Here is a 12,434-nt window from a genome sequence, read left to right on the forward strand (position 1 = left end):
ACTCGGCGCCTTGTGGAACCATGCAGGATCTGGGCCCCGCGCAGGGCTTCCAGACACGGCAGAGACATCCGGGGGCATGATCGACCGCTTTCGTGTCTCCGCCGTTTTGACCGTGCCCCACAACATATTGGTATTGCCTCGGTCGGTGCACCAGAGGTTCGGCAGGGCGCGGCCGCATATTCGATCGCAAGGCTACATCTCGCTCGGCCGAATCGGCCCCTTCATTCGCCAGCCAAGTGATGCACCGTCCAACTGAACAGTAGCATGACTCTACTGCCCTCCCTGTGCGACCCGGCAAGACAAACGGTAATCAAGGTTGCCCTAAACCATGAATATAAACTTCGTTTTTTATGAAACATCAGTTCTATAGAATTTTCCTTAAATAATAAGGTCGTTATTTCGCTGCAAAACATGACTCTTCCGTTCAGCAGATGGCAGATAGAGAATATATCGCCGGCGTCACGAAACAGTCATTCGCTACAACTAGGGCGACGATCGCGAGCGGCTCCAGACCAGCCGCGCTCCGTCAGGGAATCCCAATGTATGACCAGTTTTGCGAGAGCATTATACTGCCCCTTGCCGTCAGCCTGCGTCATGGTCGCTATGCTGTCCCCTGTATCGGCGCTGGCACAGGCCGGTGCGAGGACCAACACCGATACAGCCGTCGCGACGGCTCCGAACCCCGCAACACGCGCGCGCGCTGCTGACGGGCAGACCCTTTCGGCTTCGACGGCCGGTTCGGCCGCGCCGGCGCAGGCCGATACGAAACCCGAGGATCGCGACATCGTCGTGACCGGCCTGCGCGGCAGCCTGGAGAGCGCGATCAATGCGCGGCGCGCCGCCAACGGGCTGACCGACAGCATCTTCGCCAAGGACATCGCGGCGTTCCCGGACACCAACCTTGCCGAGAGCATCCAGCGCATCCCCGGCGTGCAGATCACGCGCGACGCAGGCGAAGGGCGGCAGATCGCAGTGCGCGGCCTGAACGGCGATTTCACGCGCGTCAGGCTGAACGGCATGGAAGCGCTCGCGACCACGGGATCGAGCGATCAGCGCGGTGGCGTCAACCGGTCGCGGTCGTTCGATCTCAACATCTTCGCTTCCGAACTGTTCAGCCGCGTCGATGTCGTCAAGGCGCGTTCCGCCTCGCTGGACGAGGGCGGTATCGCCGCGACCGTCGACCTGCATACGCTACGCCCGTTCGACAATCCTGGCGTGCATGTCGTCACCTCGGCGCAGGCGTTCTACGCGACCCGCGCGGACAAGGTCGCGCCGCGCGCGGCGCTGGTGATATCGGATACGACCGAGGACGGTGTGTGGGGCGCGCTGATCTCCGCCGCCTATTCGCGTCGCCAGGTGATCGAGGACGGCCATCAGACGCTGCGCTGGCAAACCGGCGGCTGGAATCTCGCCAACGTCTCGTCGTCGATCGACCCCGCCCTGCGCGCGCGGCTGAACGGGACGGGCAGCGACGCGCTGTTCTATCCCCGCACGCCACGGTATTTCATTTTCGACAACGACCAGAAGCGGCTCGGCCTGACCGGCGCGTTCCAGTTCCGGCCGAGCGACGCGTTCCATATCGATCTCGACCTCCTCTACGCCAAGCTCCATTCGACGCGGATCGAACATTCGCTCGACGCGCAGTCGTTCAGCCGCACCGATGCGACCGGGCTCCGCCAGACCACGATCCGCCGCATGACCGTCGAGGGCAACGACATCGTCGCCGCCGATTTCGGCAATGTCGACAATCGATCCGACAACCGGCTGGACACCAACGACACCAAATTCCACCAGATCGCGCTGACCACCATCTGGAAACCAGCCGACCGGCTGACGATCGACGCGCTCGTCGGCGTCGAGGGCTCGAACTACACCGTCGATACGCGGACGTTCCAGTTGCTGACCGACAATCACGACTTTTCATATGATTACCGGGACAACGACCGCGTGCCGACGATGGGCTATGGCGTGTCACTCACCGATCCGACGGCGTGGCGGCTCGACGTCTATCGCCCGCGCGTCAATATCGTGAAGAACGACTACCGGATCGGCAAGCTGAACATCGCCTATGACGCGACCGACTGGGCGATCCTGAAGGCGGGCGCGACGTACACGCGCTATGTCTTCGACACCATCGATTTCGGGCAGGACAGCACCGCGTTGCGCGGTCGCGCGGTTGGCGATCTCGTCTACACCGACTCGCCGTACAGTTTCGGCAAGGCGCTCGGCGTTTCCGCGGCGACGCCGCGACAGTGGCTGTTCGTCGATTTCGACAAGGCGCTACCGCTGATCGATCCGAACGGCACGCCGCTGACGCAGAACCGCGAGAATGATCGACGCGTCAAGGAAGAGGTTGTCGCCGGCTATGCGCAGGTCGATCTGAAGAGCGAGATCGCAGGGATGCCGCTCAGGGGCGACGTCGGCGTTCGCGTGGCCCGCACGCAGACGACCGCGACGGGCGCGGTGATCGTCGGCGGCGTGGCTCAGCCGGTGACGTTCGAGCGCCGCTATACCGACTGGCTGCCATCGGCCAATTTCGTGCTCGAGATGGCGCCCAAGGTGCAGCTGCGGTTCAGCGCCAACCGCAACATCACCCGGCCGACGCTGACCTCGCTGACGCCCGGCGGGCAGGTTCAGGTCAACACTCGGACCGTGTCGGTCGGCAATCCCGAACTCGATCCGTTCCGCGCGGACTCGGTCGATCTGTCGCTCGAATGGTATCCGACGCGCGATGGGTTCTTCGCGATCGGGCCGTTCTTCAAACGCATCAAGAGCTTCATCACCAGCCGGACGGTCGAGCAGAGCTATGCCGCCTCGGGCTATCCGCTCGCGTTCCTCGGCGACCAGCGGATCGCGCGACCGGAGGACATCTTCTTCTTCACGCAGCCGGTGAACGGCCCTGGCACGTCATTGAAGGGGATCGAGGTGATCGCGCAGCAGGCGTTCACCTTCCTGCCCGGCCCGCTTCGAAATTTCGGCGGGATCGTCAATTACACGCGGACCAGTTCGGACACGGATTACGCGCTGACCGCGACGACCAGCGTGCGAAAACCGCTGATCGGCCTGTCGAAGCAATCCGCCAACGCGACGCTGTATTACGAGACGAAACACTATGGCGGCCGCGTGTCGGCGAATTATCGCGGACGATATCTGACCGCGGTGCCGGGCGCGAACGGCAACGACGTCGCCGGGGTGAACGCCGCGACCTATGTCGACGCGTCGCTGTTCTGGAACGTCACCGATCGCCTCACGATGACGCTCGAGGGGGTCAATCTGACCAATCAGGCGGAGGACCAGTTCGTCGACAGCGCCAACCGCGTCAACAGCTACTCGAAGAGCGGCCGGCAGCTGATGGCCGGCGTGCGGTGGCGGATGTGATCATCCGATCCGCCGCGCCGACCGCCTCCCGTTGCCGGATGGCGCGGTCGCCCAAGCGGCACTGGCAATAGCCCCGCCCGGTTAGCGGCGATTATCAGGGACCGAACCCGGACAGTCGGAGGCGGGAGGTTTCCAAACTCACGACACTATTTCCTGGGAAATGACCTTTATACGCAACCGTTCGAACGGGTAGGGTTGCAGGAGGGGCAGAGCGGGATTCATCGACGTCACGTTGATGACCGTGGTTGGCGGGGAAGGATCGGACGGTTCCTGTACGCTCGGCGATCGATCATGCGATCGATTCCAGAGCCCGGTTGCGGGTGCGGGGGCCGAATGCGCCGATCACGACGATGACGACCGCGTAGGCGGCGCAGATAAATGCGAACACACCCGTCACGCCGCCCTGACGGAGCAGGAACGCGATCGCGAACGCGTTGAGCATCGCCGTGACGCGACTGAACGAATAGACGAACCCGACGGCCTTCGCCCGGATCCGGGTGGGAAATATCTCCGCCTGATAGGCGTGATACGCGAACGAGATGACGTTGCCCGCGACCGTCAGCACGATGCCGATCAGCACCAGCAAGAGCGGCACGGTAGCGACCGCGAACAGCCCGCCCGCCAGCACGATCGTGACCGCGCCCGATACGATGATCCACTTGCGCTCGAACCGGTCGCCGATCACCAGCCCTAGCATCGGCCCGATCGGCGCTGCCAGCGCGATGATCGTGGTGTATGCCATGCTCTTCGTCACGGTGATGCCGTGTTCGATCAGCAACGTCGGGACCCAGTTCGTGAACCCGAAATAGCCGATCGTCTGGGCGATGTTGAACACCACCATCATGATTGTCCGACTGCGATACGGCGGCCGGAACAGCTCGGCGAAACGCCCCGCGCCGGCCACCGGCTCGATCATGGCGGGTATGGGAAGCGGCATGCCCTGCCCTTGCTCGCTGCCACGTTCGAGCCGCTCGACGATCGCGCGGGCTTCGCTCAAGCGTCCCCGCTGGACGAGCCAGCGCGGGCTTTCGGGCAGACGCAGGCGGATATACCATGCCGCGAGCGCGCTGCTTGCGCCGATCAGCACCACCCAGCGCCAGCCTTCGAGGCCCAACGGAGCTATCGGTACCAATAGCCACGACAGGCCGGCGACGATCGGGCCCGCGCAGAAACCGATCGTCTGGCACAAGGCGTTCGCGCGACCGCGCAACGATCTCGGTACGAACTCGCAGATATAGGTATCGATCGTGACCATCTCGATCCCCAGTCCGATGCCGGCGGCGAACCGGTGCAGGCTGATCGCGGCCGCGCTGTGTTGAAACGCCATCGATACGGAGGCGGCGGTGTATCCGAGCAGGGCCCAGGTGAAGATCGCACGCCGCCCGAACCTGTCGTTCAGGGCGCCTGCAACCAAGGTGCCGACCGTCAACCCGGCGAAGAGTGCGGCGATGAACGCGGCAATGCCGGTCATGCCGAAGGCACCGGCGGTGGTCGTGGTGAACAGACCGCTGCGCACCAGTCCCGGCGCGATATAGGCGGACAGCAGCATGTCGTAGAGCTCGAAGAAGAACGCGAGGCTCAGCAGGCCGACGATGGTCCAGACGCCGCGCGTCGCCGGGAGGCGATCGAGCCGCGCGATGATGCTGGCGCCATCGTTCGGGTCTGGCGTCTCCGTCGCGATCGGTGGACTATGCACGCCGTCGTCCGGACGCCCCCGTGGACGTGTAGGAGGAAGATCTCGACCGGGCACGACCACGCGCTTCATTTGACCACCGGCAGGCTGATATGGCTTCGATCCGGGCCGGCAACAGCAATCCCCTGCATCGCCTTCACGAAATACTCCGGCTCGACGAAGACGATGTTCGGGACGAAGGTGTGCGGATTGCGATCGTGGAGCGGGAACCTGCTCGATTGCACCTTTATCATGATCTTGTGCCCCGGCAGAAAGACATGATGGGTCGTCGGCGGCGCGAAACCGTACTTCAGCGGCACGTTCCAGCGCCACCATTTCGCCGTATCGGCATCCCATCCGATCGCACCCACTGCGCTGCCGTCGAATATCCCCTGCCCGTCATACCAGGGAGCCATTGTCCGATAGACCATGTCGTTGCCGTCATCCTTCGCCTCGAGCGCCCGATAGACCGCAGGCGCGCCGCAGCTATCCTCCTGGTCCCACAGGCCGCTGACGATCATCGTGCGAACCTTGAGCGGCGGACCGGCGAGCGTCCGGTCCATTGCAGCACCGACCAGCACGACTCATAGAGCGGGTGTGTGACAAGCTTGCGATAAATGCCGGATGCCCGATCGACGCCTACGGCACGGCGCGACGACAAAACGGCGAGACGACACAATAGCGAGGCGGAAACGCATCATTGTCGCCCTTTCACGATCAAGGACCCGCGGTGCATTAACGGCACCATTTTTCAGATACAATATCTCATTACATTAAGAACGTGCCATGTTGGGCGTGCGCGCCGCACGGACCAGGGACGGTCGGTTACCGCCTCGCCAGGGGCTGGTACTTGCCGAACCATTCGACGAGGATGTCTATCAACCCCGCCTCGATCATCGGACATGCCTCGCGGGAACTCCGTGCAAAATGAGCACGCAACGCTCCTTGCTCGGGATACCTCTTCTCGACGCAACGCGACCCGCCGATGCTGACGTGCATCGACAGGTCGCTGATCGGCGGTGCAGTGGATCAGACCGAAGCGGCGATCTCGGTCGCGAAATCGCGATACGACCGCAGCGGGCGGCCCAGCATCGCGATCAGGCGATCGACGTCGCCGGCTTCGGGCACCATGCCGTCGGTGAGGAAGCGCTCACACATCAGGCGCATATCAAGGGCCATCCAGGCCGGGGCATAGTTCCGCATGTTCTGCTCGAACGCGGCGGTATCGTTGCCGGCATAGTGGATCGTCCGGCCCAAGGCGTCGGACCAGATGCCGGCGACATCGGTGCCGGTCAGCGTATCGGGGCCGACGACGTTGATCCGCTCGAGCGGCAGCGGCGAGGCGGACTGCTCCCGGCGGACGAGTTCGATCGCGGCGATCTCGCCGAGGTCGCGCGCGTCGATCATCGCCAGGCCCTTGTCGCCGATCGGCATCGGGTACACGCCGTGACCGAGCACCACGTCCTTGATCGCGCGATCATTGTCGATGAAATAGGCCGGGCGCAGGATGGTCGCGTTGAAGCCCATCTGCTCCAGCATGCGCTCGACACCGAACTTGCCGGCGAAGTGCGGCACGTTCACGTAGATATCGCTGTGGATCACCGAGAGATAGACGATCCGCTCGATCCCGGCATCGCGCGCCAGATTGAGCGCGAGGAGCGCTTGGGTGAATTCGTCGGGAACCACGGCGTTCAGCAGGAACAGCGTGGAGACGCCGGAAAAGGCGGCGCGCATCGCATCGACGTCGAGCAGGTCGCCCTTGACGACGGCAACGCCCGCCGGAAGATCAGCCTTCGCCGGATCGCGGACGAGCGCACGGACGTCGGCGCCGCGCGCGAGAAGCTGATCGACGACGTTGCGGCCGACGGTGCCGGTTGCACCGGTAACGAGAATGGTCATGGGAAACGCTCCTGAGTGGCTTGGGACACCTGATATTTAGTGATCCACATTCGCGCCGATAGCTGCCAATACTAGACACCCCGTCTCACTGGTGGATCATATGGACCTTCTCGCTCTCGCCGATTTCAACCTGGTCGCCCGCCATGGCGGCGTCGGCAAGGCCGCACGGGCGACGGGCCGGCCGAAGGCGACACTCTCGCGGCGGGTCACCGAGCTCGAGGCCGCACTAGGCCTGCGCCTGTTCGAGCGCGGCGCGCGGACGCTGAAGCTCACACAAGAGGGCAAAACCCTCCACGCGCGCTCCGCCGCGCTGCTGACAGAGCTTGAGGAAACGACCGCGGCGATCGCCTCGGGCGGCGGCGAGCCGCGCGGAAAGCTGCGGATCAGCGCGCCGCTGCTGTTCTCGCAGATCGCGATGGGTAAGCTGGCAGCGGGATTCTCGCTCCAATATCCCGACATGGTCCTGGAGGTCACGAGTGAAGACCGCTCGGTCGACATGGTCGAGGAAGGCTATGACCTGGCGATCCGCGTCAACCCGCATGCCGACGAAAGCCTCATTGGGCGCGCCTTCCTGCACGACCGGCTTGTCGTCGTAGCAGGGCCTGGTGTGGCAAGACCGCAGGACGGCGATGCGGCGCCTGCTGTCGGGCACGGATTGGACAAGGGACGCTCGTCGTGGATCGTAAAGTCGGAGGCTGGCCCGAAGACGATCGCGTTCGCCCCGGTGCTCAACCTGTCGTCGCTCGTGATGGTCCGCGATGCCGTCCTCATGGGTGCCGGCGCCGCGCGCCTGCCGGTATCGCTGGTCAGCCGCGATCTGGCGGCGGGCAGACTGGTGCATTGGGGCGACGTGGACGCGCCGGACACGGCGTTGTGGGCGCTCTACCCTTCACGGCGTCTGCTGAACGCTCGCGTTTCAGCGTTTCTCGATCATCTGAAACGAGCCTTTCCCAAAGGGACGCCAGACGAGCTTGCCGCGTTCATCGAGCTATGAAACGGCTGCTCCAGTCGGAAACCCCAGCCCTCTAATAGATGGCGCCCCCCCGTGCACCCGCCCTGAATGGACGCTCTCGCCGTAGCTATGGCTGCCGCTCGTATCTCCCGTTGTCGAAGGTATCCGGAACCAGCGCGCCGCCGACGATGCGCAGACGCAGCGTATCGAATGGTCGCGCCATCAACTGTCGCATGTCCATGCCGACGCGGATGATCCCGCTGCGCACGGGTGCGAAGCTGACCGCGGCGGCGCCCGCCTTCGTCTTGGCGTGGATCATCGCACCGACCGCGTTTGCAGGCAGTTCGCCGGGAACGAGGGCCAAGCCATTCCTATCGGTAACCAGCCGTTGCTCGGTACCATCGGCGAACTGCAGCGCCACGGTGATGCCGCGAGCCGGCGTATCGGACTCCGGGTCGAGGATCTGGATACCAAGCCCGGGGGGCAAGCCGGGCGTGTTTTCGGCGGGCTCGTCAGGTGGCATCGTGCACACCGCCGGCAGTGTGGGATCGGCGAGCGCGGGCTCCGGCAAGCCAGCGGCGTGCGCCGCGTCCAGCGCCGCCTGCCGGGCATTCAGCCAGTCGTGCACAGCCTGTCGCACGCGGTCCGCACCCGGCCGATCGGTACCCGCGCCCGTGGCCGCGGGCTTCGCCATCAAGCTCGCCGCAAGCGTTTCGACGGTCGACCTCGCAGCGATCGCCGTGCGCAGAACCGTGGCGGCGCGCTCCCGGCGAACGCGCAAAGCCGGGACGCCGGCCTCCCCGGATGTCGCCATGACTTCCGGTGCGGGAAAGATAGGGCAGCGCGCGCGGATGGCGGCCTCGATCGCGCTGCGCTCGCGTGTGCGGCGTTCCTGCTCGGCTTCGTCCGTCCATGGCCCGGTCGAGAGATAGGAAAACAGCGGCTTTCGCACGATCGGCGCGGCCGTGACGAGCACGACGTCGTCATGCTCGACGTGCCACGCGCCCTGCGCATCCTGGTCCAGCGCACCGTAGCTCAACGACCAGACGAACATTCCGTCAGGTCGCAACAGAAGCTCCGATCCGGTTTCCATCACGCCCATGAGATAATAATGCCCGACCAGCGAGCCCTGCGTCGCCGTGCTTCCCTCGATCCGTCGATGGGTGGACGCATCCTTCGGCTTGGGCGCCTCGGGCTGACTTGGCGCGTCCAGCGCGTCGAGAAGATGGCAGCTCTTGCCGGGCGTGAGATCAGCAAAGCCGGTCACCGTGAGAACGTTGCGGCTGCCCTCTTCGCTGAAGCGGGCGATGACGTCCGCATAGGCTGGCGTACCGTCCTTACGATAGCGCGCCACCGCCGTCGCGCCCGCCGCGTCGCGGAGCAGATAGCGCGAGCTGCCTAGATCGCAACGCGTGAGGATGACCTCATCCTTCTCGATCGACAGCGTCCCTGTGAAGCTGTCCAGCCCGGTGTCCTGCGCGACCGTGACCGACGGCGCGACGACCATCAGCAGCGCGGCGGCAATGCGATGCACGCGCAGGCTCAAAGTGGCGCCCCGTCCTTGTCGAGCATCTCGAACCGGTAGGTACAGCCGTAGAAGGTCTTGCCGGGATGCGTCGTCGCGTTGGAGACGGTTCGCGCGACGACAAAATGGCTGCCGTAGCTTTCTCCCCGTCCCGCGTGCTCGGTGACGTCCTTCAGAATGCGCTCGCCCATGAACTTGCGGAACGGGACCGAGGCCTTCGCCTGCGCGGGGAGCATCCTGCCGGCTTCACCCAGTGCGCCGATCATCGGTTCGGCGGGCATGGCGTTTTCGACGTGCTCGGAACGCGCAAGCGGCGTCGGGTCGGGAAGATCGAGGATGGCGACGACCGCGTTGCTCGTGAAGGCAATCCGGCGTGTGCTGTACGTGCCGACGACGGTGATCGCGTGTGGCAGTTCATATTCCGCCATGAACGCATTGCGCGAGGCGACCCGCTTCCAGCGGCGTTTTTGCGCGACGTTCTCTTCGCCGTCGATTGCCATGGCGAACTGCGTGTAGCTGGGCACGTCGAGGCGGCAGTCTATCGCGTCGACTTCCGAAGTCTCAGCAGGCCAGATATTCGGAGTATCGGCGAGTTGAAGCAGTGACGCCAGCGCCAGGGCGTAGAAAATGACCATCCGCGCATCATAAACTTGCAGAAAGCATTTACCAGCGGCGGCCCCGCGCGAGATCTTGGAACGGTCAAGACGAGGGTTCGAACTGCGCTACAACCGTGATCAGGCCCCCTGCCGGTCCGGTTCACACCCCCGATATCGTAGCCGTCGGATCGCACATTAATATGCGAAATCTCGGCGAATGCGGCAAGTCAGCCGTGCCTGGAACCTGGGCTAAGCCGTCCCTACGCCGGCGAACGCTCCCGTGCGATCAGACGCGCATCGCCGCCACGAAGGCCTGGAAAGCGGCAGTCGGTTGACGTCGGCTGGGATAATAGAGGTGGTTCGGGGCCAGTATGGGGGCCCAGCCGGCGAGCACTTCGACCAGCGTGCCGTCAGCAAGCTGTAGCGCGGCGTGCGGCAGCGGCAGGCAAGTGACGCCGAGCCCTGCCACCGCGGCGTCGCGCATCACGTCGATGTCGTTGGTGATGAAGTCGCCGCGGACCGACCGTTCCATCGTCCGGCCATCGCGCTCGAATTCCCATCGGTGAACGACTCCGGACGACGTGTACCGGTAACACAGGCAACGATGTGCCACGAGATCGTCGGGATCGACGGGAGCCGGATGATCGGCGAGGTAGGCCGGGGCGGCAACGAAGACGAGCGGCACCGGCGCGCTGATCCGGACCGATATCATGTCGGCTTGCAGCGTCTGCGCATGCCGGACCCCGCAATCGAAGCGGTCCGCGACGATGTCGACGAACCCGTCGTCGACCACCAGTTCGACGGCGATGTCGGGATAGGCGCGCGCAAAGTCGGCCAGGCGCGGCAGGATGGCGTAGATCGCCGCGACCCGGTGCGCGCTGACCCGGATACGCCCCGCCGGTCGTTCGCGGGCGTTGTCGAGATCGGCCAGCGCGCCGGCGACCGAAGCGATCGCCGGTCTCAACCGCGCCAGCAGCTCCTCGCCAGCAGGCGTCGGCGCCAGCGACCGGGTGGTACGGTCGAGCAGCCGGACGGCCAGTTTCGTCTCCAGCGACCGCATCGCATGGCTCAAAGCGGAGGCGGACAATCCAAGCCGCGTCGCCGCTCGCGCGAAGCTGCCAGCCTCGACGATCGTCTCGAACACCGCGAGACCGGACCAGAGATCACGATCCATTCCTGAACATCCTTCAGCAACCCATGCGCCGCACATGATCTAATCCTCGGGCGGTCCGGCGTCCATCTGGAGGCGACACAACGCAGGACGCCACCATGAACCTCGACACCTATCGCCCGCTCGGCCGCTCCGGCCTTCTCGTCAGCCCGCTGGCACTCGGTACGATGACCTTCGGCACGCCGCGATGGGGACTGGACGAGAGCGGCAGCCGCGCGGTGTTCGATCGCTACACCGATCTTGGCGGCAATTTCATCGACACCGCCGACGTCTATGCAGGCGGGCGATCGGAAGAGATGGTCGGCAGTTTCGTCGCTGCGCAATCATCGCGCGATCGGCTGGTGATCGCGACGAAATCGGGGTTTGCGACCGGCCGCGGCTATCACGCGGGCGGCAATGGCGCGCGCCACATCCTGGCGTCCGTCGAAGGATCGCTCCGCCGCCTCCGGACGGACTTCATCGACCTGTACTGGGTGCATGTCTGGGACGGCATCACGCCGCCCGAGGAACTGCTACGGACGATGACCGCGCTCGTCGCAGCGGGCAAGATCCGCTATTGGGGCATATCCAATACCCCGGCATGGTACGTCGCCGAACTCGCGACACTGGCGCGGGTACAGGGCGATCCGGCGCCGATCGGCCTACAATATTTCTATTCGCTCGTCGAACGCGGGGTTGAAGCCGAGCATCTGCCGCTCGCGCGATCGGCGGGCATGGGGCTCGTGCCCTGGAGCCCCCTCGCCTATGGCCTGCTCACCGGCAAATACGACCGCGCGACCGTCGAGGCAGGTCCGAAGCGCGCGGGTGGCGTCCCCAACCAGGCCGGGCAGGACGACGCCGCGCGGCCCGTCGACGACAAGCGGCTCGATGGCGACAATCCGTTCGGCGACACGCTGTTCACCGAGCGCAACTGGCAGATCCTCGACGAACTGAAGCGCGTTGCCGCGGAAATCGACGAGACGCCGGCGCGCGTCGCGCTGTCCTGGGTGGTCGGGCAGCCCGGCGTTGCATCGACGCTGATGGGCGTGAGCCGGGCGAAGCAGGTAACCGACAATGTCGCCGCGCTCAGCCTCACCCTGTCGGCGGAGCACCGTGCTGCGCTCGATGCGGTGAGCGGTGGCCACCTGCCGTTTCTCTACGGCCTGTTCGCCCCTGCCGTGCGCAACCAGGTCGTCTTCGGCGGCGGAGACGTTCGAAGCTGAACCGTCATCCTGGAGCCGCCCGCCTGAGACGAAATCTAC

The 12,434-nt window shown here is 64.9% G+C and carries 9 protein-coding genes; 3 read left to right on the forward strand and 6 right to left on the reverse strand.

The features are described from left to right. The first annotated feature begins 603 nt into the window (after positions 1–603). On the forward strand, positions 604–3,378 hold the full coding sequence (locus C8J45_RS13610; RefSeq protein WP_181321218.1) for a TonB-dependent receptor: 2,775 nt from the start codon (positions 604–606) through the stop codon (positions 3,376–3,378). Positions 3,379–3,667: 289 nt separating this feature from the next. Here the strand turns inward: C8J45_RS13610 and C8J45_RS13615 are convergent, their stop codons facing one another. The 3 genes from C8J45_RS13615 to C8J45_RS13625 form a co-directional block, all read right to left on the reverse strand. Continuing rightward, positions 3,668–5,074 (reverse strand): MFS transporter, encoded by a 1,407-nt coding sequence (locus C8J45_RS13615; protein ID WP_219907378.1) that lies wholly within the window; start codon positions 5,072–5,074, stop codon positions 3,668–3,670. A gap of 65 nt (positions 5,075–5,139) precedes the next feature. Beyond that, a complete protein-coding gene (locus C8J45_RS13620) occupies positions 5,140–5,631 on the reverse strand; it encodes a hypothetical protein (RefSeq protein WP_107963685.1) in 492 nt (163 codons plus the stop codon). Positions 5,632–6,079: 448 nt separating this feature from the next. Further along, positions 6,080–6,949 carry an SDR family oxidoreductase gene (locus C8J45_RS13625; RefSeq protein WP_107963686.1) on the reverse strand — a complete coding sequence of 290 codons (870 nt, stop codon included), beginning with the start codon at positions 6,947–6,949 and terminating at the stop codon, positions 6,080–6,082. Between the two features lie 100 nt (positions 6,950–7,049). Here C8J45_RS13625 and C8J45_RS13630 point away from each other — a divergent pair, with 100 nt between their 5' ends. Beyond that, entirely contained in the window at positions 7,050–7,943 is an 894-nt protein-coding gene (locus C8J45_RS13630) for a LysR family transcriptional regulator (RefSeq protein ID WP_107963687.1), read from the forward strand. A gap of 85 nt (positions 7,944–8,028) precedes the next feature. Here the strand turns inward: C8J45_RS13630 and C8J45_RS13635 are convergent, their stop codons facing one another. The 3 genes from C8J45_RS13635 to C8J45_RS13645 all read right to left on the reverse strand — a co-directional run bounded on the left by C8J45_RS13635 (position 8,029) and on the right by C8J45_RS13645 (position 11,196). Next, complete coding sequence (locus tag C8J45_RS13635; protein WP_146168624.1) at positions 8,029–9,435, reverse strand: hypothetical protein; 1,407 nt, start codon at positions 9,433–9,435, stop codon at positions 8,029–8,031. Positions 9,436–9,443: 8 nt separating this feature from the next. Next, the gene (locus C8J45_RS13640; RefSeq protein ID WP_107963689.1) at positions 9,444–10,061 is read right to left on the reverse strand and encodes a hypothetical protein; all 618 of its coding nucleotides are present in this window, start codon (positions 10,059–10,061) and stop codon (positions 9,444–9,446) included. A 247-nt stretch (positions 10,062–10,308) separates the two neighbouring features. Beyond that, entirely contained in the window at positions 10,309–11,196 is an 888-nt protein-coding gene (locus C8J45_RS13645) for a LysR family transcriptional regulator (RefSeq protein ID WP_181321219.1), read from the reverse strand. A gap of 95 nt (positions 11,197–11,291) precedes the next feature. On the opposite strand from C8J45_RS13645, the gene C8J45_RS13650 reads away from it, so the two are divergent. Continuing rightward, the gene (locus tag C8J45_RS13650) at positions 11,292–12,395 is read left to right on the forward strand and encodes an aldo/keto reductase (protein ID WP_107963691.1); all 1,104 of its coding nucleotides are present in this window, start codon (positions 11,292–11,294) and stop codon (positions 12,393–12,395) included. Positions 12,396–12,434 lie beyond the last annotated feature (39 nt).

Source organism: Sphingomonas sp. PP-CE-3G-477, from assembly GCF_003050745.1.
In the GTDB taxonomy this organism is placed as follows: domain Bacteria; phylum Pseudomonadota; class Alphaproteobacteria; order Sphingomonadales; family Sphingomonadaceae; genus Sphingomonas.

Bases quoted from the DNA above. Each gene is read 5' to 3' on its own strand.
- C8J45_RS13625 (WP_107963686.1), bottom strand. From the start codon at position 6,949: ATGACCATTCTCGTTACCGGTGCAACCGGCACCGTCGGCCGCAACGTC.
- C8J45_RS13640 (WP_107963689.1), bottom strand. From the start codon at position 10,061: ATGGTCATTTTCTACGCCCTGGCGCTGGCGTCACTGCTTCAACTCGCC.
- C8J45_RS13630 (WP_107963687.1), top strand. From the start codon at position 7,050: ATGGACCTTCTCGCTCTCGCCGATTTCAACCTGGTCGCCCGCCATGGC.
- C8J45_RS13610 (WP_181321218.1), top strand. From the start codon at position 604: ATGCTGTCCCCTGTATCGGCGCTGGCACAGGCCGGTGCGAGGACCAAC.
- C8J45_RS13645 (WP_181321219.1), bottom strand. From the start codon at position 11,196: ATGGATCGTGATCTCTGGTCCGGTCTCGCGGTGTTCGAGACGATCGTC.
- C8J45_RS13650 (WP_107963691.1), top strand. From the start codon at position 11,292: ATGAACCTCGACACCTATCGCCCGCTCGGCCGCTCCGGCCTTCTCGTC.